This is a genomic window from Agrobacterium sp. FDAARGOS_525 (assembly GCF_003938925.1).
GTDB lineage: Bacteria > Pseudomonadota > Alphaproteobacteria > Rhizobiales > Rhizobiaceae > Agrobacterium > Agrobacterium pusense.
Window position 1 is genome coordinate 137,927 of the sequence record NZ_RKIU01000004.1, and the last position, 22,817, is coordinate 160,743.

General features: G+C 59.3%; 22 protein-coding genes. 4 read left to right on the forward strand and 18 right to left on the reverse strand.

What is annotated here, in order from left to right:
* Positions 1–212: 212 nt before the first annotated feature.
* The 6 genes from EGT36_RS17190 to EGT36_RS17215 form a co-directional block, all read right to left on the reverse strand.
* Complete coding sequence (locus EGT36_RS17190; RefSeq protein ID WP_125271404.1) at positions 213–2,387, reverse strand: putative bifunctional diguanylate cyclase/phosphodiesterase; 2,175 nt, start codon at positions 2,385–2,387, stop codon at positions 213–215.
* Positions 2,388–2,618: 231 nt separating this feature from the next.
* Positions 2,619–3,554, reverse strand: coding sequence for a 2-hydroxyacid dehydrogenase (locus EGT36_RS17195; protein ID WP_125270672.1), 936 nt, complete (start codon positions 3,552–3,554; stop codon positions 2,619–2,621).
* Between the two features lie 23 nt (positions 3,555–3,577).
* On the reverse strand, positions 3,578–4,309 hold the full coding sequence (locus tag EGT36_RS17200; protein WP_125270673.1) for an amino acid ABC transporter ATP-binding protein: 732 nt from the start codon (positions 4,307–4,309) through the stop codon (positions 3,578–3,580).
* Complete coding sequence (locus EGT36_RS17205) at positions 4,290–4,949, reverse strand: amino acid ABC transporter permease (RefSeq protein ID WP_003521700.1); 660 nt, start codon at positions 4,947–4,949, stop codon at positions 4,290–4,292. The genes EGT36_RS17200 and EGT36_RS17205 overlap by 20 nt, the downstream gene beginning before the upstream one ends.
* Positions 4,946–5,650, reverse strand: coding sequence for an amino acid ABC transporter permease (locus EGT36_RS17210; RefSeq protein WP_112416631.1), 705 nt, complete (start codon positions 5,648–5,650; stop codon positions 4,946–4,948). The genes EGT36_RS17205 and EGT36_RS17210 overlap by 4 nt, the downstream gene beginning before the upstream one ends.
* 66 nt (positions 5,651–5,716) lie before the next feature.
* The gene (locus EGT36_RS17215; RefSeq protein ID WP_125270674.1) at positions 5,717–6,520 is read right to left on the reverse strand and encodes a transporter substrate-binding domain-containing protein; all 804 of its coding nucleotides are present in this window, start codon (positions 6,518–6,520) and stop codon (positions 5,717–5,719) included.
* Between the two features lie 294 nt (positions 6,521–6,814).
* Here EGT36_RS17215 and EGT36_RS17220 point away from each other — a divergent pair, with 294 nt between their 5' ends.
* Positions 6,815–7,135 (forward strand): hypothetical protein, encoded by a 321-nt coding sequence (locus EGT36_RS17220; protein WP_022563853.1) that lies wholly within the window; start codon positions 6,815–6,817, stop codon positions 7,133–7,135.
* Positions 7,136–7,307: 172 nt separating this feature from the next.
* Positions 7,308–8,330: a LacI family DNA-binding transcriptional regulator gene (locus EGT36_RS17225; protein ID WP_035209565.1), complete on the forward strand. Its 1,023-nt coding sequence runs from the start codon at positions 7,308–7,310 to the stop codon at positions 8,328–8,330.
* 213 nt (positions 8,331–8,543) lie between these two features.
* Here EGT36_RS17225 and EGT36_RS17230 read toward each other — a convergent pair whose 3' ends face one another.
* The 7 genes from EGT36_RS17230 to EGT36_RS17260 all read right to left on the reverse strand — a co-directional run bounded on the left by EGT36_RS17230 (position 8,544) and on the right by EGT36_RS17260 (position 15,552).
* Complete coding sequence (locus EGT36_RS17230) at positions 8,544–9,572, reverse strand: trans-3-hydroxy-L-proline dehydratase (RefSeq protein WP_125270675.1); 1,029 nt, start codon at positions 9,570–9,572, stop codon at positions 8,544–8,546.
* A 10-nt stretch (positions 9,573–9,582) separates the two neighbouring features.
* Complete coding sequence (gene lhpI / locus EGT36_RS17235; protein WP_125270676.1) at positions 9,583–11,277, reverse strand: cis-3-hydroxy-L-proline dehydratase; 1,695 nt, start codon at positions 11,275–11,277, stop codon at positions 9,583–9,585.
* Positions 11,278–11,388: 111 nt separating this feature from the next.
* Entirely contained in the window at positions 11,389–12,630 is a 1,242-nt protein-coding gene (locus tag EGT36_RS17240; protein WP_125270677.1) for an NAD(P)/FAD-dependent oxidoreductase, read from the reverse strand.
* On the reverse strand, positions 12,630–13,352 hold the full coding sequence (locus tag EGT36_RS17245; RefSeq protein ID WP_004444624.1) for an amino acid ABC transporter ATP-binding protein: 723 nt from the start codon (positions 13,350–13,352) through the stop codon (positions 12,630–12,632). Before EGT36_RS17245 ends, EGT36_RS17240 begins: the two co-directional genes overlap by 1 nt.
* Positions 13,345–13,998 carry an amino acid ABC transporter permease gene (locus EGT36_RS17250; protein WP_006700301.1) on the reverse strand — a complete coding sequence of 218 codons (654 nt, stop codon included), beginning with the start codon at positions 13,996–13,998 and terminating at the stop codon, positions 13,345–13,347. Before EGT36_RS17250 ends, EGT36_RS17245 begins: the two co-directional genes overlap by 8 nt.
* A 12-nt stretch (positions 13,999–14,010) precedes the next feature.
* Positions 14,011–14,676, reverse strand: a complete 666-nt coding sequence (locus EGT36_RS17255; protein ID WP_004444628.1) for an amino acid ABC transporter permease — start codon at positions 14,674–14,676, stop codon at positions 14,011–14,013.
* 69 nt (positions 14,677–14,745) lie between these two features.
* Entirely contained in the window at positions 14,746–15,552 is an 807-nt protein-coding gene (locus EGT36_RS17260; RefSeq protein WP_004444630.1) for an ABC transporter substrate-binding protein, read from the reverse strand.
* Between the two features lie 444 nt (positions 15,553–15,996).
* Here EGT36_RS17260 and EGT36_RS17270 point away from each other — a divergent pair, with 444 nt between their 5' ends.
* The gene (locus EGT36_RS17270) at positions 15,997–17,034 is read left to right on the forward strand and encodes an Ldh family oxidoreductase (protein ID WP_125270678.1); all 1,038 of its coding nucleotides are present in this window, start codon (positions 15,997–15,999) and stop codon (positions 17,032–17,034) included.
* A 286-nt stretch (positions 17,035–17,320) separates the two neighbouring features.
* Here EGT36_RS17270 and EGT36_RS17275 read toward each other — a convergent pair whose 3' ends face one another.
* The 3 genes from EGT36_RS17275 to ftsZ form a co-directional block, all read right to left on the reverse strand.
* Positions 17,321–18,286, reverse strand: a complete 966-nt coding sequence (locus EGT36_RS17275) for a dihydrodipicolinate synthase family protein (RefSeq protein WP_006700297.1) — start codon at positions 18,284–18,286, stop codon at positions 17,321–17,323.
* 109 nt (positions 18,287–18,395) lie between these two features.
* Positions 18,396–19,094, reverse strand: coding sequence for a GntR family transcriptional regulator (locus tag EGT36_RS17280; protein WP_125270679.1), 699 nt, complete (start codon positions 19,092–19,094; stop codon positions 18,396–18,398).
* A gap of 241 nt (positions 19,095–19,335) precedes the next feature.
* Complete coding sequence (gene ftsZ, locus EGT36_RS17285; protein WP_004444641.1) at positions 19,336–20,298, reverse strand: cell division protein FtsZ; 963 nt, start codon at positions 20,296–20,298, stop codon at positions 19,336–19,338.
* A gap of 479 nt (positions 20,299–20,777) precedes the next feature.
* On the opposite strand from ftsZ, the gene EGT36_RS17290 reads away from it, so the two are divergent.
* Positions 20,778–21,221 carry a response regulator gene (locus EGT36_RS17290; RefSeq protein WP_006700295.1) on the forward strand — a complete coding sequence of 148 codons (444 nt, stop codon included), beginning with the start codon at positions 20,778–20,780 and terminating at the stop codon, positions 21,219–21,221.
* 497 nt (positions 21,222–21,718) lie between these two features.
* On the opposite strand, the gene EGT36_RS17295 is transcribed toward EGT36_RS17290, so the two are convergent.
* Together EGT36_RS17295 and EGT36_RS17300 are read right to left on the reverse strand one after the other, a co-directional pair.
* On the reverse strand, positions 21,719–21,865 hold the full coding sequence (locus EGT36_RS17295; protein WP_004444643.1) for a DUF1127 domain-containing protein: 147 nt from the start codon (positions 21,863–21,865) through the stop codon (positions 21,719–21,721).
* A 217-nt stretch (positions 21,866–22,082) separates the two neighbouring features.
* A complete protein-coding gene (locus tag EGT36_RS17300) occupies positions 22,083–22,685 on the reverse strand; it encodes a hypothetical protein (protein ID WP_035209641.1) in 603 nt (200 codons plus the stop codon).
* Between the last annotated feature and the right edge of the window lie 132 nt (positions 22,686–22,817).

Below are 22,817 nucleotides of genomic sequence, written 5' to 3' on the forward strand. Positions count from 1 at the left end.
TGGATATTTAATTTACGATAATATTCTAATATGACGAGATTAGTAACAATATTGCTGCGGCAGGAGCCCAACAGCTCACCTTGAATAACAACGGTGATGTGACAATGGCCGAGGCTGGTGCAGTGAGTGCGCGAGGCGGCGATACCCGACCCGAAACTCGCGCGTGGTGCTTCAATTCCGTTCGGATGACGCAGCGGGCGGTGGATCGGCGATTACAGCGGTTGGCTGGAAGACCCGGTTGCAAATGTGGGCATCGCCTTCAGCATGCCCTCGATCTCGCCAGCCGCCACGGGGCGGCCGAAATAATAACCTTGCCCGTAGGGACAACCGGCAGCGCGCAGAAAGTCAGCCTGCTCGGCCGTTTCCACGCCTTCGGCAATGACATCGATGCCCAGTGAACCGGCAAGCTGGATCATGATCGAAACAATGGCGCTGTCTTTGGTTTTTGCCGGCAGATGCGTGAGGAACGACCGGTCGATCTTCATGCACGAGAGAGGGAATGTCTTGAGCATGCCAAGACAGGAATAGCCGATGCCGAAGTCATCCAGTGCCAGGCTGACGCCCATCTGCTTGATGGCGCGCATGATGCGCACTGACGTGTCGACATCCTGAATGATGAGCGTCTCGGTAATCTCGATTTCCAGCAGCGAAGGTGCAAGGCCGGTTTCCTTCAGCACCGAACTGATCTGGTCCGCCAAGCCGGCCTGAAACTGCCGGGGGGAGATATTGACTGCCATTTTGACAGGCGACAATCCAGCAGCCATCCAGTCTCGCGCCTGACGGCACGCTTTTTTCAGAATGCTCTCCCCAAGCTCCACGATGAGGCCGGTTTCTTCCGCAAGGCCGATGAATTCCGCAGGCCCAAGCAGTCCCTCCGCCGGGTGCTGCCAGCGCACCAGCGCCTCCACCCCACTGATGCCGCCGGTAAGTAGATCGACCTGCGGCTGGAAATGAAGGATGAATTCATCGCGTTCCACGGCCCTGCGCAATTCCTCGATACGCGTGACCTTCTTTCTCAAATCGTCTGCCATTCGCGGCGAGAAGGTGGCGATACCGTCCCGACCATTATGTTTCGCCTGATACATGGCAAGATCGGCAGCGGCGACGATCTCCGCCGTGGTTTCCCCATGTTCCGGAAAAAACGCCACGCCGATGCTGGATGTCGCCTTGATATCATAATTGCCGATGCGCAGCGGCTGTGAGACCGCAGCTTGGATGCTCCGAAGCCGGTTTTCGAAACCGTCACGCTGCTTCTCCAGAATGACGACGAACTCATCCCCACCCACCCGCAACACGAGATCGTTTCGACCCAGGGTCCCTGCGATGCGCGCCGCCGTCTTCGAAAGCAGCGCATCGCCGACGCTGTGGCCCAGCGTGTCGTTGATCTGCTTGAAATTGTCGAGGTCGAGAAAGCAGACGGCGATCGTCCGCCTGGCTTTTGCCGCGGCCGCAAGAACTTCCGGCAGTCGTGTATCGAGAAAACGGCGATTGGGGAGCCGGGTCAGCATGTCGTGGTCGGCCAGAAAGGCGATATGTTCGGCCGCACGTTTGCGGTCGATCGCGAGCCCCGCCATGCGTGCAGCCGCACCGATAAATTCCACCAGTGCCGGATCTGGCTGGCGGGCCGCGAGCATGCACCAGACAAAACCGTGCGCCTTGCCGTCGCTGGCGGGAATATCGAAGCTGAAGGCCGTGTTATCGGCAGGGGAAGTGATGATGTCAGGATCGCTGACCGAGGAAATCAGCGCCGTCAGCCCCGCATGCGGAGCGAGTGCCGGCGATGCATAAACCGAAGGTTCACCCGTAGCGGCGTCGAACACCCGTACGGCACAGGCAAGCCCCGTGGCGAGATTTTCAATCGCCTTGACGAATTCCTCGAGGAAATCCTCGATACGCGCCGCTGCGACAATCATTTCGAGAATGCGCGCCTGCGTCTGCAGCAGCCTTTCGGAAGCCTTTTTCTGGGTTATGTCCCTAGAAGCGCCGACCACCCCGATGATGTTGCCGGACTTGTCCCGCAGCGGCACGCGCGACATCATCAGCCAGCGGTCGATATCGCCGCGCATGGCCCGCTCTTCGTAACCGAGATCCGGTTCTCCCGTGCGCATCACCCGTGCCTCGGTGTCGGGAATGCCCGCCCGCCGTGCTGCTTCGCCATGAATATCATAATCGGTGAGGCCAATCAGCTCCTCCACCGTGTCAAAACCATTTTCCTTGACGATTGCGCGGTTCGCAAACAGGAAACGACCTTCCAGATCCTTGGCATAGATAAAATCCGGCACGTGGTCGATCATCGCTTCCAACAACACATGCCGGTCGGATGGATTACTATTTTCATCTGTTGGGGTAGAGGCAGATGGCCCTGTTTCGCGCTTTTTTCGCGATATCCGGTTCTGCACGGGTGTCTTCGGGCCCTTGGAACGCACCTATCCGCCTCATCACTTTATAAGAGAGCAGAATAGTAGGATTATACATATTATATAAATATGAACGAGGGGCGGAGATAGGGTGGCCGGTGGCCGTCTGTACGCTTGCGGCGATGAAATAGCGCCTGTCTCAGGGAAAACGGCGCGGATAGAAGCCGCGCCGCCAGAATTCCGGCATCCAGCAAGGCCCCGTCACGCCACCGGCGTCGGCAGCTCCCTGCCGGCAAAATGCGCGTCGAGATTGGCAAGAACGAGGTCTGCCATGGCCCGTCGCGTCTGATGCGTGCCGCTGCCGATATGTGGGGCGAGCGTGACGGTTTCGAAAGCAAACAGCGCTTCCGGCACACGCGGTTCATCCTCGAAGACATCAAGCGCAGCACCTGCGATCACGCCATTCGAAAGTGCCTCAATGAGCGCCTTCTCATCCACCAACGAGCCGCGAGCCACGTTGACGAGCACGCCCTGCGGGCCAAGCGCGTTCAGAACCTCGGCGCTGACGATGTGACGCGTTTCGGCGGTGGCCGCTGCGGCGATGATCAACACGTCACAATTAGCGGCCAGAGCTTCGATGCTGTCATAATAATCATAGGCGACATCGCGACGATTTCTCGCGGTGTAGGAGATATGCGCATCGAAACCTTCGAGCCTCCTGGCAATCGCCTGACCGATGCGGCCGAAACCGAATATGCCATAGCGACGACCGGCCACGCGGGTGGAAAGGCCCATGTCGCCCTTCAGCCATTGCCCGGTGCGGACATATTGGTCTGCCTGCGGCAGCCTGCGTGCCTGCGCCAGAATAAGGCCCAGAGCAAGATCCGCGACATCGGCCGTCAACACGTCAGGCGTATTGGAAACACGAAAGCCGCGCCGCTTCGCTTCAGCCAGATCAACCTTGTCGAAGCCGACGCCGTTGATGGCAACGATTTCAAGCTTTGGTAACGCTTCACCAATATCCGCCGGCAGGCCGATATGACCGCCGGTGACGACGCCGCAAATCGCGCCGCCTTTTTCAGCAAGGAAGGCGGCCCTGTCTGACACTTCGAACAGGCGATGCACGGTGAAGCGCTGCGCAAGTTCTTCCTCCAGTGCCGGAATGAGCGGGCACAGTTGCACGATTTCAGTGGTCATGGATTTTCCTTTGTGCCGGTGAACTACTTTACATCGGCCTTGACGAATTGCCGGAGTTCCGGCGTTTGCGGATTGGCGAAGAGTTCGGACGAGCGGCCCTGCTCCCAGATCTTGCCCTTGTGCATGAAGATCGTTTCGGTCGCCACGCGCCGCGCAAAAGCCATCTCATGCGTCACGAGGATCATGGTCATGCCGTCTCTGGCGAGGTTTTCCATGACAGTCAGCACTTCTTCGGTGAGTTCCGGATCGAGCGCAGACGTCACCTCGTCGAACAGCATTACCTTCGGCCGCATGGCAAGCGAGCGCGCAATCGCCACACGCTGCTGCTGGCCGCCGGACAGCTGGTCCGGATAGGAATCGAATTTCTCCGAAAGACCGACGAGCTGCAGAACCTCACGGGCGATATCCTTGGTTTCCGATTTTGCCACGTCCTTGACGATGCGCGGCGCAAGCATGATGTTTTCGCCGACCGTCAGATGCGGGAACAGATTATAGCTCTGAAACACGATGCCGACATCGGTGCGCAGCTTCCGCAGGGCCTTGGCGTCTTCACCAATCGCATGACCAGCGATTTCGATGCGCCCGGAATTGATCTTTTCCAGCCCGTTCATGCAGCGCAGCAGCGTGCTCTTGCCCGAGCCCGAGCGGCCGATGAGGGCGAACACTTCACCACGGCCGACCGTCAGCGACACGCCTTTGAGTACCTCCAGAGCGCCAAAGCTCTTGTGAACGCTTTCAACGATTACTTCCGGCATGAAGCCTCCTTTCCAGCCAACGCGACAGCTGGGATAACGGGTAGCAGACGATGAAATAAAGTACGGCCACCGCCACGAAGACGCGGAACGGCTGGAACGTGGCATTGTTGATGAGCTGCCCCGCTCTCGCCAGTTCGACGAAACCGATGATCGATGCGATGGAGGTGTTCTTGACGACCTGGACGGCAAAACCGACGGTCGGCGGTAGCGAAATTCGGATCGCCTGCGGCAGGATGACGTAGCGATATTGCTGGGCGCGGGTGAGAGCGAGCGATTCCGACGCTTCCCATTGCTGCTTCGGCACCGCCTGGATGCAGCCGCGCCAGATTTCCGCGAGATAACCTGACGTATAGATGGTCATCGACGCGCCGGCGGCAAAAAGCGGCGGCAGTTCCAGCCCGGCAAGGCTGAGGCCATAATAGGACAGGAACAGGATCATCAGCACCGGAATGCCCTGGATCACCTGAATGTAGGTGCCGGCGGCAATGCGCAGCGCCTTGAAATTCGAGGTGCGGGCGAGCGCCACGAAGAAGCCGACGATACCGCCGCCGATTAGCGCAATGATCGTCAGAAGCACGGTCCATTGCAGGGCGGTCAGCAGGAAGCCGAATTCGTTCCAGCCGAAAGTTCTAAGGGTCATGACTGCACCTCCGGCAAAGCGGTCATCGTCTTGCGGGCCACGCGGCGACCGAACAGCCACATGCCGACAAGGGCAAGGATGAGCCGCAGGCTGAGCGCCAGCGCCAGATAGATGAGCGTGACGACGATGTAGACCTCGAAGGAGCGATAGGTCTGCGATTCCACGAAGGCTGCAGCGGCGGCAAGCTCATGGGTGGAGATGGCCGAGCATATGCTCGATGCCAGCATCATCAGCACGAACTGGCTGCAGAGCGATGGATAGACCTTGGCAATGGCGGGCACGATAATGACGTGACGATAAATCTGGTACTTGGTGAAGCCCAGAGCCTCACCCGCCTCGATCTGCGACTTGTGCACCGCCTCGATGCCGGCGCGGATGATCTCCGTCGAATAGGCGGCAAGATTGATCGTCATGCCGATCAGCGCCGCCGTATCCGCCCCGACGCGAAAGCCGAGACCCGGCAGGCCGAAATAGACGATGAACAGCTGCACGAGGAACGGCGTGTTGCGGATGATTTCGACATAAGCATCCACGATGATGCGGACGATGCCACCATTGATGGAGCGCAATGAAGCGAGAAGAATGCCGAAAGCGCAGCCGAGCACGATGGAGAGGACCGACAGCTTGATGGTCAGCCATATGCCGTTCAGAATTTCATTCTGATATTGGGCGAGCGCGCCGAATTGGAATGTATAGGACATGCGTCACTCCGTTGACATTTCCCGGCCCGCCGAACGTATTCCCGGCGGGCGCGTTGAAAGGCTCAATCAGAAGCTTGGCAATTGCGGCAGCGGGCGACCGGTCCACTTGACCGAGATGCGGTCGAGATCGCCGGACATCTTCATCAGGTAAATGGAGGTGTTCAGCCACTGGCGCAGCTCGAAATCCTCAAGCTTGGTCGCCATGGAATTGCCCTGCTGGAAGAAGGTGAATCCGACCTGGAGACCGGCTTCCGGGCGCTGCTTGATGATTGCTTCACCAACCGTGGACGGCAGGGCGACGGCATCCACCTGACCCGCAAGCAAAGCTTGGGCGCTGGTGGAATCGTCTTCGTAAACGACGATTTCGAGACCTTCGACGTTAGCCTTGCGCAGCGCGGTTTCCTGTGAGGAACCGCGGTTGACCGACACGCGCTTGCCCTTGAGGCTGTCGAGATTTTCGAATTTCTGGTCCTTGCCGGAGATGATATCCATGTTGAAGGCGCTGTATGGCTGCGTGAACATCACAGTCTTGGCGCGTTCGCCGGTCGGCGCGAGCGTCGCAACGAGGAAATCGACCTTGCCGGTCTGAAGGGCCGGAATACGCGCTGGAGGCGTCAGCGGCACCAGTTCCACCGGCAGCGACAGGTAGGAACCGATGAGATTGGCAACATCGACGTCATAACCGGAAGGGTTGCCCTTTTCATCCACCATGCCCATCGGCGGCGCGCCCGTGAGAACACCGATCTTGACCTTGCCGCGCGCCGTGATCTCGCTGAGCGAGACGGCATGGGCGGACGTTGTAGCCGCAAGCGAAGCTGCGGCAACGCCAACAGCAACGGTTATGTTTTTCAGAAATCTTGAAATGCTCATGGTTTCTCCTCCAACCCAATAGTAGCTGCCCAATGCAGAACAGCGGCCTTCGCAAACCGAAAAATGTTCTCGATAACATTTCTAGGCGCTTGACTGAAAACTCCTCCCAAGAAACCGTGAAAATACAGAACCAGATGAATTTCTCACGAAATTCAATAGGTTATTATGATTGTCGATTTTCCTCTCTTCGACGCCGCTTCACGTTCTTGGCAGGATCAATAATGCATGTTATCGGTATCATTGCAAGTCCGATCTACAGAACTGTTTCGGTCGGCATTCATTTCGGGAGGAAACATGTACACACGCTCGGCAATTTTCGAAGGCAGGATTCACCCCGGCCGGGAGGAGGAGTTTTTTCGCATCGTCGAGGAAAAATTACTGCCTGTCTGGAAGCGCATGCCGAATGCGCAGGCGGTGCGAGTGATGCGTACGGAGCGCACGGACCCGGACGCGGCCCAGATCATAATGGTGCAGGAAATCGACTATCCGTCGATGGAGGCCGTGGAGGAAGCGCTGGTCTCGCCGGTCCGGCTGGAAGGCCGGGTACTGACGGATGAGATGATGAGCATGTGTGACGGGCGTTTCTACCATCTGGTCTATAGCCGCGTCGCATAAATCCGGTGCACGTCGCATTGATCTGCAATCATACGGCGTGCTTTCCCTTGGTATCTTCGTGTATGTCTTGTCGTGAACCGGTCTTCATTCAGCCGGATTGTAACTGGGGAGACATGCTTTGGTGGAGCGCACGCCTTTGGCCGCAGCGTTAGTCACGTCAAAAAAAGCAACCATGAGCGACGTCTCAAAACTTGCGGGCGTCTCCAAGATGACCGTCTCGCGGGTGCTGGCCGATCCCGCTCTGGTGTCCGAGGAGACGCGCCAGAGGGTGATGAAGGCCATTGAGAAGCTTGGTTATGTGCCTGACCGAATCGCCGGTTCGCTTTCTTCTCGCCGCACCAATTTCATCACCGCCATCCTGCCGACACTCACCAACTCAAACTTCGCCGACAGCGCTCAAGGCCTGGCCAATGCGCTACGCGCCGCCGATTACCAATTGCTGATCGGTTACACCATGTACGACCTGCAGGAAGAAGAGCGCGTCATCCGCACCATGATGGAGCGCCGTCCCGACGCGATTGTCGTCGCCGGCACGGTTCATACCAAGATGGCAAGCGAAGTGTTGATGCGCGCCGGTATCCCGATCGTTGAAATCTGGGACGTACCCGAACATCCGATCGACCACGCGGTCGGTTTCTCCAATTACGAAGTGGGAAGAACCGCCGCCAAACACCTGATATCGCTTGGATTCACGCGCATAGGCGCACTTGGCTCCCGAGCCGATGGCGACGTTAAGGACTGGCGCGGCGAAAGCCGCCTGCTCGGTTTCGGGGCGGCGCTGCGCGAAGCCGGCATCGCCGATGATCTCATCATCCGCGAGGGCAGCGCGCCGGTCTCATACGATCACGGCGCGAAAACGCTGGGCTCCCTGTTGGCCAAGGCGCCCGATGTCGAAGCCATCTTCGCCGTGTCGGATATTTCCGCTGTCGGTGCGCTGATGGAATGTCATCGCCGCGGCATTCATGTACCAGATCAGATTTCCATTCTCGGCTTCGGTGATTTTGATATTGGCAGACAATGCTATCCGGCGATTTCAACGATACGGGTCGACGCGCAGATGATCGGCCGCAAGGCGGGCGAGTTGCTGCTTTCGATATTGGAGGCAGAAAAGGATGCCGCTGTTCCCGAGGGTGCGCGGGTGGATGTCGGCTTCGAGCTGATCGTGCGGGAGACGACGAAGCGGTTGGGTCGGTGAAGCTTTAGCCCTGTTGGAACGAGCGGGTACCGCTTCTTTCTTCTCCCCGCCGGGGAGAAGTCCGCGGCAGCGGATGAGGGGGCAAGCTCTCCGTCTCTCGCGGAGTTACCCCCTCATCCGACCCTTCGGGCCACCTTCTCCCCGGCGGGGAGAAGAAATATGCCGCACCGCTGTGGCGTACTCACCATTCCACCCGAGTGACCTGTAACGCCCTTACCTCGCACCCCAGGTATCCGTCAGACGATACCCTTCCGGCCATGGATCCGACGGATCGAGCATGTGCTGGTGTATTCCGGTGATCCAGCCGCGGCCGGATATTTCCGGCATTATGGCCGGTCGGTCGCCGACTGTTGTGGTTCCGAGGATACGGCCCGTGAAGGTAGAGCCGATCAGCGACACCGCCGTCAGCGTTTCCCCTTCCTTCATTTCGCCGCGTGCATGCAGCACGGCCATACGGGCCGAAAGCGCCGTGCCGGTAGGCGAGCGGTCCACCTTGCCCGGCTGGATGGCGACGGCCGCCCCTGCCCGCGGGCCTTCGGCCGTGCGTTCCACCTTGCCGGCGAACAGGCAGAAGGAAAAATGCCGCCAGTCCGGGTTTTCGGGATGATCGAAACCCAGAGTCTTGTTGGCGGCGTTGGTGATGCGCACGCCGAGGCGGGCAATCTCGTGCGCCTCTTCCGGTTTAAGGCTGAAACCCATTGCTTCGGCATCTACGATGACGAAACTGTCGCCGCCGTAGGCCGTGTCCACTTTGAGCTTTCCAAGGCCTTCGACCTCGAGTTCGGCATCAAGCTTCGCGGCGAAGCTTGGCAGGTTCTGCACGAAAATACGCTCGGCCTTGCCGTTGCGGCATTCGGCACGCACCTTCACCAGCCCGCCGGGAGCTTCCAGCAGCATATGGGTTTCCGGCTCCTGCATCGGCACGATACCGCCATCGAGAAGGACGGTGGACACGCAGATGGAGTTAGACCCGGACATGGGCGGCGTATCCTCCGGCTCCATGATGATGAAGGCGGCATCCGCATCAGGATGTTTCGGCGGCACCAGCAGATTGACGTGGCGGAATACGCCGCCGCGCGGCTCATTCAGCACGAAGTTGCGAAGCGTCTCGTCACGGGCGATGAAACGGCTCTGTTCCCAGATCGTTTCGCCTGGTGGCGGCTTGACGCCACCGACAATCACATCCCCCACCTCGCCTTCCGCATGGGCGGAAATGACATGAACGGTCTTAATACTGCGCATTGAATTCTCCTCAGGAAAGCCAGGCGGGACGACGGGAAGCGGCACGGCCGGTCAACGCGCTCTCGACGCAATCGGCAAGGCTGCCGAAGCGCACCGCGCGGCCGCTGAGGCCGGGTCCGTAATGGGCGTATTTGCCGGAATTGGTCATCAAGGCGCGCGTCTTCGTCGGGAAGACCGGCTCGGAGATAGAACACCAGCAGAGGTCAGGCAGTACCTGTACACCGCTATCCTTCAGGCTTTTCAACGTGCCGTCGTGGGCAGCTGCATCGATGACCTGCTGGCCGGCTGTGACGATGACGGCGACATCCGCATGGCGCCTGCGACCGTCGAAAACAGCCGCAAGGGCGCGGCACTCCTCCAGCGACGCGTGAGGACTACCTATGGCGACCAGTTGCACCTCCTCCGGTCCCTCGTTCAGCAGCGACCACCCGGCCGCCATATCGGTAAGCGAAATGCTGACCGTGTCGGCCGTTTCCAGAGGCGCAATGCCGGCTTCCGGCGTAACGCCCTCGATATGCAGCATGGGCGCTGCTGAGGTGGTGCCGAAGGCAGCGCAGAGCGCTTTCAAATCATCCCGCGATGGTTTCGCAGCCCCAAGTCCGCGCAGCAGCGGTATGCAATCGGGGGCCGCCTTGCCGGCGAGATAACCGACGAGCGGCCAGAACGCATCGTCTATCCCTTGCGGCAGCACCACGTCCACGATGCGCTGCGGCCGGCGATTTTCCTCCAGGTAAACACCCGAAAGCGGCGCCCTGCCCGTCATCGCGATACATAGATCGAGGAAATCAGGATGTTTGGCAGTGCGTGCACCAAGCACCGTATTGGCAAAAATCACCGCGTTCGATTCCGCCCAGGCAATCGATTCACCCGCGCCCGGCGCGCTGTCGAGCAGGTAAGGCGAACAGGTGAAGGTGGGCCGACAGCCCATGCGCACATAAGCATCCGCCAGTCTCGCCGCCGGATCGCCGAAATCATCCGGCACGCCCTGTGCCCGCCAGTTGGCCTTGTCCACCAAAATGGCGTTCATGGTCGTCGGCACCCGGACCTTGCCACCCATCTCAGCCATTTTTTCCGCGAAAGTGAGATTGGCGGGGCTGGCATAGATGCAGCCGTCAATATGGCCCTGTGTGACATTAACGAGCGCGGAAGCGCCCTGCTGGGCTGCTATGGCGACGATGATGCGCATGGCCTGGCGCACGGCGATGCCGTCGCGCCCTTCCAGCATCGCGCGGTCGTCACCCGTCAGATCGAGACGGGCAGTCGCGGGATGCGCTATGGCAAGCGAAAGGCCATCGGCCTCGATGCTGTTTTCATCGATGCGAACATGGACCGCGCGGGAAAAGCGGGCAAAATTTTCGGGGTCGAGACGGACGACCGGCAGCGCCCGCTCGAACATTTCCGCCGCGACAAGTGCGCCCAAGGTCAGCACATCCTCCGCCTCGCAGAAAACGAGAGCGGATGGCGCCCGGCCCGTTAGAATAAGGTCGAGCAGAACGCCAGACCCGGTGCACGAGCCCCGGCTGGTCGGCATAAAGAGCACGCCGCCGGTGAGACTGACGCCGTGCAGCGGGTGATGCACGTCGATCACCCTGCCGGTGGCGGGATCGACACCGCCCCAGAAACTCAGCGCTTCCGTCGTGGCGATCACGGGGCCTTCGGCCGCACCGGTAAGAATGCTGCGGGCTTGCGGAACGGCAGAAGACATCGAAAATCTCCCTAAGGCATTTCCAGTAAAAGCGCGTCGCGCTTTGCGCCCCGGTAAATGCGTGAAAAAGTGCTAGAGAATTTTTGCGTTTCGGGGAAAAGCCGAAATCCTCTAGAAACGTTGCGGCGAAAAAGCGCTCGTGTCGATGGCGGGTTTTTGCCCCGTCAGAATGTCGGCGACGATGCGCGCCGTACCCGCAGATTGCGTCAGTCCCAGATGTCCGTGGCCAAAGGCGTAGACCACCCGCGCCGTGTGTCGCGCATGCCCAATGGCCGGCAGGCTGTCCGGCAGCGAGGGGCGAAAGCCCATCCACTGCTTGCCGCCTTCGGTTTTCAGGCCCGGCAGGAAGGCTTTCGCCTTGGCCAGCAGCGCTTCGGATCGGGCAAAATTGGCCGGAAGCTCCAGCCCGCCCAACTCGACCGCACCGCCGACGCGGATGCCGGAGGAAAGCCGGGTAACGACGAAACCATGGCCGCCGAAGGTCACCTGCGTCCGCAGATCGAATGCGCCTGAAGGCAGGGTTGTATTATAGCCCCGTTCCGTTTCCAGCGGAATTTTTTCCCCGAGCGAACGGGCAATGCGGTGCGAAAAGGCGCCTGCCGCCAGTACCACCCGGCCTGCCTTGCGCGTGCGGCCGTCATGGCTAACCACCTCGACCCCATCCTCCAACGGCCGGAGCGAGGCGATATCGAGGCATTCGATACGCCCGCCCATGGTGCGAAAATGGTCGGCCAGCGCCAGCGTGTAAAGCCTGGGATCGGCAATGGAATACCAGCCAGGCGTGAACGTGCCGCAGCTGAAGCGCGGTGCGATGCCGGGCTGTATCTCGGCCATCTGCTCTGCGTTCAGATGCCGGAACTCGATACCGTGGCGCTCACGCGCCTTCCAGCCGCCGAGTGACGCTTCGAATTCCGCATCGCTTTCATAGACCTGGAGGTTGCCTTCCTTGCGCAGCATGGCAATGGTGTCGGTCCTTTTGAGGAACGGCTCCAGTTCGGCCCTGGAAAGGTCCATCAGTGCCGTCTGCGCTGCAGTTGAGTGCTCCACCTTCGAGGCGGCGCAGGCCCGCCAGAACCGGAACATCCAAGGCGCGATCTTCAGCGCATAGGCCGGCGGCACGCTGAGCGGCCCAAGCGGATCGAGCAGCCACTTCGGCGCCTTCCAGAGAATGCCGGGCGACGCGAGCGGTAGGATATCGGTGAAGGCGAAGGCGCCGGCATTGCCGGCAGAAGCGCCCGCCGCCGGTCCCTCACGGTCGATGACCGTGACCGAAAGACCTCGGCCCTGCGCCGCGATTGCCGCCGAGAGGCCGACAACGCCGGCCCCGATGACGATGACATCATTTGCAGGCATTACCGAACGCTCGCCAGGAACTTCTGCGTCTCGGGATGCTGTGGTGCACCGAACAGCTGGTCTGGCGTGCCGATCTCGGCCATCACGCCCTGATGGAAGAAGGCGACGCGGTTCGAGACATCACGGGCGAAGGCCATTTCATGCGTGACGCAGATCATCGTCATGCCCTCATCCGCCAGCATCTTCAGCGTGTCGAGCACTTCGCCGACCAGCATCGGATCAAGCGCCGAGGTAACTTCATCGAACAGCATATATTCCGGCGACATGGCGAGCGCGCGGGCGATCGCCATACGCTGCTGCTGGCCACCTGACATGCGGTTCGGATAGACCTTCAGCTTTTCGGCAAGGCCGACGTGGGTCAATTGCTTGACCGCAATTTCTTCGGCCTTCTCTTTCGAAATACCGAGCACCTTGCGCGGCGCCAGCATGACGTTTTCAAGCACCGTCAGATGCGGAAAGGCGTTCCACTGCTGGAAGACGATTCCGACCTTGCGGCGCAGCTTGTTGAGGTCGGTCGACTTTGCATGCACCTCGGTGCCATCGATGACGATCTTGCCGCTGTCGATCGGCTCGAGGCCGTTGATGCAGGTGAGCAGCGTCGACTTGCCGGAACCGGAGCCGCCGATGATGGTGACGACCTCGCCCTTGTTGACGGTGAGGTTGATCCCTTTCAGAACCTCCAGCGGGCCGAAGGATTTGCGGACGTTTTCGATCTCAATCATTGGGGGACCACCGTCTTTCGAGATACCCGCCAAAACGGGCGATGGGGAAGCTGATAAGGAAGTAGATGGCGCCGCAGATCATCAGGATGGTCAGCGGTTCCTGCAGGCGGGTCACGAGAATCTGCGAGGCACGCAGAAGCTCAATGAGCCCGAGCCAAAGGACGAGCGCTGAATCCTTCATGACACCCAGCGTCAGGCCGATCCAGGCAGGCAGCGAAACGCGCGTGGCAAGCGGCAGAACAATGTACCGCATGTCCTGCGACCAGGTCATACCGAGCGACCGGCAGGCGCGGCGGGTGTTCGAGGGCACCGCTTCGATGCCGCCACGCACGATTTCCGTGCAATAGGCCGCGGTATAAAGCGACAGAACCACGCAGGAGGTCGTAAAGGGTGGCCAGCCGAGCTTTGCGATCGACTGGAAGGCATTGCCGAGAACCAGCTGGATAAGCAGCGGCACGGAACGGAAGACATCCAGAACGAAGGTGAGCGGCAGGGCCCAGTAAGGCCCGAGCTGGAAGCGAAGGACGCCGAAGATGATCCCCATGATGGTGCCTGCCGTGACGGCGACGGCGGTGACGGCAAGCGTCATGCCGGCACCCTTGGCCAGGAAGGCGAGATCACTCCAGGTGAGAGCGGTTTCAAACATGGCTCACCTCTCTCAGTAACGGAACAGACGCGCGGCCAGCAATCTGGCGGCGAGCGTGACGATCTTGGCGATCACGTAATAGATGACCGCGGCGAGCGCGAAAAATTCGAAGGTGCGGAACGAACGTGCGTTCAAGGCCTGCGTGACACCGGCGAGATCCGTGTTCATGCCGACCGTGACGCCGAGCGAGGTCATGAGGATTGCCCAGACCATCTGGTTCGTGGCAGGCAGGAAAGCAACCCGCAGCATCTGCGGCAGGATGATCAGCCTGAAGGTCTGCATCGAGGTCATGCCGAGCGAGCGGCCCGAACGCGTCTGCGTATCCGGAATGGCCTTCAGCGCGCCACGGAAATTTTCCGCGAGATAACCGGCATTATTGAAGGCGATGCCAACCAGAAGCGCGGTATAGGGGCTCAGATGAATGCCGAAATTGCCGAGCCCGAAATGGGCCATGTAGATCTGGAACAGCGCCGGCGTATTGCGGGCTATTTCCACCCAGACCGAGGCGAAGGCGCCGAGGATACGGTTGCCCGAAAGCCGGAACAACGTCAGCACGATGGCGCAGGACACGCCGATGACCATCGACAGGATGGCGATCTGCAGCGTCACCACCGCACCGTCCAGAAGCTGCGGCAAAGCCTTCAGCGCCTGATTCCAGTGAAATGTGTAGTTGAACATAACCGTCTCACCTTTCAGAAACGATCGACGGCGCGATCATTCGACCGCGCCGTTTCCGAAAAGTCCTGATCAGCGATAAACGCCGTTGACGGTGAGCGAAGGCACTTCCCCGCCAACCCATTTTTTGTAGAGCTCGGCGTAGCGGCCGGTGCGAACCTGCTGATTGATGAAGAGGTTCAGGTAGTTGATGAAGCCGTATTCATCCCGGTTGGTGAAGAGCGCGACGTAATCGATGTCGTAAGGCGCCTTGCCGACCACCGAGATACCGGCGAACTTGCCGCTCTTGACGTTGGACTGCGCAACGGTCGACGTGGAAACGGTGGCATCGATCTGCCCCTGGCTCAGGGCAAGGAACACATCAGCCTGGGTCTGGTAAGGACGGAATTCGCCGACGCCCCACTCCTTGACCGACTTTTCAAGCGCAATGGCTTCGAACGTGCCGGCCGTTGCGCCGACCGTCTTGCCCTTCATGTCCTCGAAGGACTTGACGCCGGACTTGTCGTTGGCGGTAACGGCCATTTCGAAGGCAAAGTAAGGCACGGTCATGCCAACCGTTTTGGCGCGCTCCAGCGTATCGGAGGTCGAAGCGACACCGACGTCGACGCGGCCGGACATCAGTGCCGGAATACGCTCGGGGAACGGCGTCTCGACGATTTCAGCCGTGACGCCGAGCGCCTTGGCGAGGTCGTTGCAATAATCGACGTCGAAACCGATAGGATTGTTGGCGTCATCGCGCGCGCCCATGGGCGGGAAGTCGAGCACAACCGCGCAACGCAGCGTGCCAGACGAGATGATGTCGTCAAGCTTGTCGGCCTTGGCCGGGGTGATAGCGGAAGTGGCGGCCAGCAGGCCGGCGAAAATGACCGATTTTTTCATTCTTGATTTGCTCCCAGAATTGGTCTGCCCTTGAAGGCGCGGCCACTATTTCCCTGTGGGGCTTAGAAAGCAATAGAAAAATACAATGAGTATACAAAAAGAATTTTTTGCATCTGCGAACTGATGAGGTGTCGCGGATGATTACGCGAGCCGGCGCGGGGGAGCGGACAAGGTGGGCGAAACATTCCGCCTCCTTCATGCCGTTGCTTGTCACAGGAATCTAGCCAGCCCAAATCTTTGGGCTGAAAGTGGCTTTCCGATGCGCAGACGCGCGTCGACTGCAATCCTGTGACAAGCATAGGAATGAGGGCTTGAGGTATCTTCGTGTTTGAGACGGTGGCCTTCTGCTGTGACTGAGCTTCATCGAAAAGACACGTTGCAATACTCACACCTTTGTATACTTTATGTATTCAAAATGTGCGAGCCCGACATCGGAGGATAATGATGAGCGACACCACCACCTTGACCATTGAAGAGCTTTCGACGCGGGTCGAGGCGATTTTCAGCAAGGCGGGCCTCAATAAGGTGCAGTCGGGCGCATTGGCACGCGTCATCACCGCCGGTGAGCGCGATGCCTGCAAATCGCACGGCATTTACCGTATCGAAGGCGCGCTCCGCACCGTTAAGGCCGGCAAGGTGAATCCGGATGCGATACCTGAAGTGGCCGAAGACGACGGCACGGCCGTCGTCAAGGTCAATGCCCACGGCGGCTTCGCAAACCCCGCCTTCGAACTCGGTCTGCCGGTTCTGGTGGAGCGGGCGAGACGCTCGGGCATCGCAGCACTCGTCGTCAATGACTGCACGCATTTCTCGGCGCTCTGGCCGGAAGTCGAAGGGCTGACCGAAAACGGTCTCGCCGGGCTGGTCATGTGCCCGAGCTATTCCACCGTCGCGCCCACCGGCGGAACCAAGCCTCTGCTTGGCACCAACCCCTTCGCCTTCGGCTGGCCGCGCAAGGGCACCTCCCCTTATGTCTTCGATTTTGCGACGTCGGTTGCGGCCCGCGGTGAAATCGAACTACACCGGCGGGCCGGAAAGCCCCTGCCGGAAGGCTGGGCTCTGGGCGCCGACGGCAAGCCGACGACCGACCCGGAGGCGGCCCTTGCCGGTTCCATGCTGCCCTTTGGCGGCCACAAGGGATCGGCCATCGGCACCATGATCGAGCTTCTCGCCGGCATCATGATTGGCGATCTCACCAGCCCCGAAGCGCTCGAATTTCTCGGCACCACCACGCTTGCCCCCACCCATGGCGAATTGATCGTCGCTTTTTCACCTGAAGCCTTTGCCAAGGGCCGCCCCGGCGATCCCTTCCAGCGCGCGGAAGTGCTGTTCGACGCCATTATCGGCCAGGGCGCCCGCCTGCCCTCGGGCCGCCGCTTCACTGCCCGCGCCAAATCCGAAAGCAAAGGCATCACGCTTACCGCCGCCGAAATGGCCGGGCTCGACCGGCTGCTGGAAAAGGGGCTGGACGCGGTTTCCTGACCGTTTGGATGGGGAAATGAAAAAAGGCCCGCAATTGCGGGCCTTCATAACGACAACGTCACTCAGCGTTTTTTTGCGAGTGCATGGCATCCCCGCCCTCTCAGCCCGGACTAGATTCGGGGTCCAGCGCGATCAAGTCCTTGATCGCGGAAGAAACCTTTCACGGCGCAGACGCGCCGTGGCTGGATGCCGGATCTAGCCCGGCATGACGGAGGAGAGACATCAAACCTCATCACATGCAAAAAAGGCTCGCAGTTGCGGGCCTTTTTTTCACAGCAGCAAGATCTCAGGCGGCCTTGCAGGCCTGCACTGCGCCCGGCAGCTTGCTCCAGTCGGCGTACCAGCTGTTGAACAGCTTGAACTGTGCTTCGACATAACCCCGCTGGCTGTCCGTCAGTGCATCTGTTTCGTTGAAGTGCAGCGTGTATTCCTTGTCGCCCTTCAGCACCATCATGTGCTTGAAATAGAGAACCAGATCCGGGCCCTCGTCGAAGGACGAAAGAACGGCCAGCGCCTGTTCCAGTTCCAAGGCGCGTGCGCGGGCATCAGCGTCACCCTTGGCGGCAGCCTGCGACAGCTTGCAGAGGTGGATGACTTCCTTCGGCAGCACGTTGCCGATGCCGGTGATGGCGCCGGTTGCGCCGCAATTGACGAAGCCGTGGAAGACAGCGGTGTCGACACCGATCATCAGCGTGACTTCATCGTCACGGCTGGTGATGTTTTCAGCCGCATAGCGCATATCCGCCGGGCCGCCGAATTCCTTGAAACCAACGAGGTTCTTGTGCTCGGCGCGCAGCGCGAAGAAGAGATCGGCGCGGGTCGCAAAACCATAATAGGGGCTGTTATAGATGACGGCAGGGATTTCCGGTGCAGCCGAGAGGATTGCCTTGAAGTGAGCCTTCTGGGCGGCGATGACCGAACCGCGCGACAGAACGCGGGGAATGACCATCAGGCCCTTGGCGCCAACCTTCTGGGCGTGGGCGGCATGGGCAACGGCAGACGCCGTGTTGACCGCTCCGGTGCCGACGATGACGGGAACACCGGCCTTCACCAGACGCTCCACGCCTTCCATGCGCTGCTCGTCCGTCAGGAGCGGCCAGTCGCCCATGGAGCCGCAATAGACCACGGCGGACATGCCATCGGCGATCAGTTCCTTGCCCTTGCGAACAAGCGCATCGAAATCGGGGGTGCGATCATCCTTGCAGGGGGTCATCAAGGCGGGAATCACGCCGGAAAAAATGCTGGCCGTCATTACTAGCTCCTAAGGGACATGTTTTTCGGGAATGGACGCACGTCCGCGCCACCCTTTCGAGAGGGACATTACTATCTTGTATTTTATTTGTCGACAAGAAATCGACAAGCTACAGATTTATTTCCAGCCGTTCGTTTCGCACCAGCAGTTTCTGCACCTGCCGGACGATCTGTTCAGCGTGCTCCCGCGCCAGCCTTTCGGAAAGAGCGATATCGCGTGCGGCAATCGCCTCGATCATCTCTTCATGATCATCGACAAAGCGCTTCGGCAGACGATCGTCATAGGACTGGTAATAAAGCCTGAGAATGCGCCGCCCCTCGTCCAGCAGCCGCTTGAACAGGCTGGTGAAATAGGGGTTGCGCCCGGCCTCTGCGATGGAAAGATGAAGGGCGGCGTTGGTGGAAATCATCGCCAGCGCATCCTGCTCCTCCACCGCAACCGCGAATTCCGCATTATGGGCACGAATGCCAGCCAGATCTTCCGGACGGTGATATTGCGCGGCAAGCTGGGTCGTTACCCGGTACATCAAGACCAGCGCATCGAAATAGGTGTGCATGTTGAGGAAATCGATGTTCGACACCATGGTAGAGCGGTTCGGCAGCGTATCGATCAGCCCCTCGCCCGAAAGCCGTACCAGCGCCTCACGGATCGGCGTTCGCGACATCTTGAACCGTTCGGCAAGCTGCACTTCATCGATGGGACTGCCGGGTGGCAGGACGAGATCAAGAATCTCGTCGCGCAGCAGATCGTAGACCATCTTCACACCGGAGCCGCGCTTGCGCTCGGCAGAAGCAAATATATCCGTCATAATCAAATCCTTCTTGTCGACATAAAGAGTACTATTATATTTTTTTGTTATCAACGACGTGTCACCGGGTCGCTGGCTTGCATGACGGAATAATTGTTCAAAAACAACAAAAAGCCGTCGCGAAAATTGCCCGCGACGGCTTTCGATCGTTCGGTTTGTGGCGCAGACGTCTTCATCGCGCTTTCACGGCCGAAGCGGCGGATAGCGGCTTCCAGCGACGACGCGACGCCTTAGTCGGAGATCAGTTCCGCAGGCCGGTGGCCACGACGGAAATCTTGAAAGCACCGTCCAGCGTTGGGTCGAACGAAGCGCCCATCACCACATCGGTTTCCTCGCTGACAGCCTCACGTACCAGCGTCATCGCTTCATCAATCTCGTAAAGCGTCAGGTCGTTGCCGCCGGAAATGGAGACCAGCGCGCCACGGGCTTCCTTCAGCGAGGGCTCGCCGAGCAGCGGATTGGCTATGGCCGCTGCCGCTGCTTCCGAAGCACGCTTTTCGCCCTTGGCCTGTGCGGTGCCCATGAGCGCCCGGCCGCCATTCTTCATGACGTATCGCACATCGGCGAAATCGAGATTGACCAGACCTTCACGCAAAATGAGATCGGTGATGCAGCGCACGCCGAGCGACAGTACCTTGTCGGCGGTTTTGAGCGCATTTTCGAAGGTGGTCCCGGCATCGGCAATGCGCAGCAGGTTCTGGTTGGGAATGACGATGACGGTATCGGCCGTGTTGAGCAGATTGGCAAAACCGTACTCAGCAGCCCGCATGCGGCGCACGCCCTCAAAGCTGAAAGGAAGCGTGACGACACCAACTGTGAGAATGTTCTTTGCACGGCAGGCTTCGGCAATAACGGGTGCCGCACCCGTCCCGGTGCCGCCGCCCATGCCGGCGGTGATGAAACACATATCATAGCCGCTCAGGTGATCCATGATCTCGTCGAGGGAATCGATCGCAGCCTGCCGGCCGACCTCGGGATCAGCACCCGCACCAAGCCCGCCCGTCAGTTCTGAGCTGAGCTGCACGAGCCGTGGCGCATTGGTCTTCTTCAGCGCCTGCGCATCCGTATTGGCCGCGATGAAATCGACGCCGCCGATACCCTCGGCAATCATGTTGTTGATCGCGTTTCCGCCACCGCCACCAACTCCGACGACGGCGATGTTGGGAGTGTTGCGGGCAATGGTAGCGCGCGGAGACTGTGTCATCGTCTAATTCTCTTTCCAAATTCATAGGGTCCCGCGCCGGTTTTGACCGCGGCACGCGATTGATCGGTGGCGTTCCCGCTCTTCCTTCCTGGCACGCGAAGGAGGCCGTAACGTCTTGAATTTCCATGTAAGCCTTAAGGACCGATTGCGGCCAAAAGACTGGTGCTCCAGCGGCGAAAGATGCGCTACGGCGACGTTCCTCCACCCTTCCCCCGGATGAAAACCAAACCGAATCAACTGCTTCGCTATCAAGAGGTGATAGCCCAAAAGGCACGTTGTTTACACTCCATTCACTATGTTTATCTCACTTTGGAACGAGTTGGCCCGCCGGGTGTTTGCTTGCCGACCGTGCTGAGGCGGCGGGTGATGAGATCAAACAGTCCCGACGCTCCAGATATTGTCGAAGCACCAGACGACCCCAAACCGCGGCGTATTTTTTCAGTTCGGTGCTTGGTAGCGTACTCAATGGAGGCAGGCATATGTTGGCAGACGTTTTGCAGAGTGAACCCGGCTTCCGCATGGAGCAGCCGCGGGTACTGATCGTGGAAGACGAGTTCCTCATCGCCATGGACATAGAGGATTCCATTCTTCAGGCGGATGAAGAGGCAGACGTCATCGGTATCGCCAACAAGCTGGATGATGCCGTGGCACTTGGCCGCCGCGCCGATATTGCATTTGTCGACGTCAATCTTGCCGATGGACAAACCGGGCCGGAAATCGGGCGGCGGCTTTCCGAAGAGCACGGTGTGGTGGTCATCTTCATGACCGCAAACCCCGAGGTCGTGGTCAATCTCGGCATCGGCGCCGGCGTCATCGCCAAGCCCGTTCCGCAGGATGCAGTCGAACAATGCCTCACTTATGCACTCGCCAGACGCGCAGGCACCCGTGCCGTGACGCCCATCGGCATGATGGCATTCGACTGAGATATACCAACACGGAAAACGGTCAAAAACAAAAAAAGCCTGCCGCGGGAGGAGGTGCGGCAGGCTTTCTGAAAAGATGAACAGCGATATGGGAGGAGGAAAACCGCTGTCCCCGGGGCAATCCTTTGGGAGGAGGAGTAGGATCACCCGCTTTACGAAAAGGATGTGGGAGGAGGTACATCCGTTTCGATGAGAGGAACATACCATTTCCCTGCGCATTTGACAGGCATAAGGTTGCAGCACAGATATGCGCTGAGCGCATGGCGTCCGTCACGAAGGACGATACCGGGCATTTACCCGCTTCTCGCGGATCCGGCCTTTACCGAGTTCCCAACCTGCACCGAACATCGACAGCAATCGAGAAGAATGCGGCGCATCCGGTGAGAGCACCGCCTCGCTGTCAGACACTCCCAATGAAGTGCCTTCATTTTCAAACCAAACAAAAACGCCCGCAAAGCGGGCGTTGAAGCATTCAGAATGTGGCGGTATCGCCCTATTTACTTGCCAACAGCGGCGCGAGCGACACTGGTGATCTGGCTGCGATCGATACCGAGATCGTGCAGTTCACGGGTGCTCATGCGGCCGAGTTCGGTGATGGTCTGACGATATTTGCGCCAATTGTTGAAGCTGCGTGCTACGTTCATGACATTACCCTTTCTGAGGTTTAGGTGACGTCAGTAACGTTTTCGTTCCGGCGTCCTTCGATGACCTCTATATGCGCTTTCCAATGGGGATTTAACAGGCAGAATAAGGCAATCCACCCATGCATCAGACGCAAGGGTTGCTGGCGCCAGTTTGCGTTGAAACAGAAACGTGGCTGAAATCCAGACAGTTCGCAGGACCTTATAACGTAGCGGCGGCTCAGAACTTGTAGCGGACTCCGAACACGTTGGCGTTTGTTGCGCCCTTCATGTTGCCAAGTGTTTTGCCGCCACCGGAACGGTGGTGGAGGCGCCAGAAGAATTCCGTCGAGGAACCCTCGCTGAATGACACGTTGATTTCCGGCCCCAGATAAAAAAGGACATTGGCGTTGCCGTCGTCCTTGATTTCCTGTTCGCGCTCGCGGCCCGGCTGCGCATCCGTAACAAGGCTGAGCCCTGCTGTAAAACTTGGGGTGATGAACAGTCGCTCTCCAAGCCTGATCTGTTCATAACGCGCGACCGGGCCCGCCCACACCTCGCCGGTGAAGCCCTTGCCGAACCTGACGGCCATGCCGACCTCACCGCCCAGTTTTATATTGCCGATACGGTAAGGATAGAACTGATAGCCGCCGCCGATGACAGCGTTTCTTTCATAGTCCACGGGAATAAGCGCCGCGCTTTTCAGCATGTCTTCTTTTGTCATGGCGCCAGCGAAGCCGAATATCGCCTCACTCGTCTCAGAGGTCATATCCTCCGACGCGAAAGATGACGTGGCAGCCAGTGCGACCATGGCTGCCGTCGACAGACGTGCTGCAATATTCATCGTGCTACTCCTGAACAAAGCCCGCTTTACCCAGCCGTCCTCATAGGCATAATCGCGGAAGGCGAACATACCGTTACCGAACACAATTAATTCAACTTGCGTGGAATCGGCTGAAATATGCGCATGATCCCG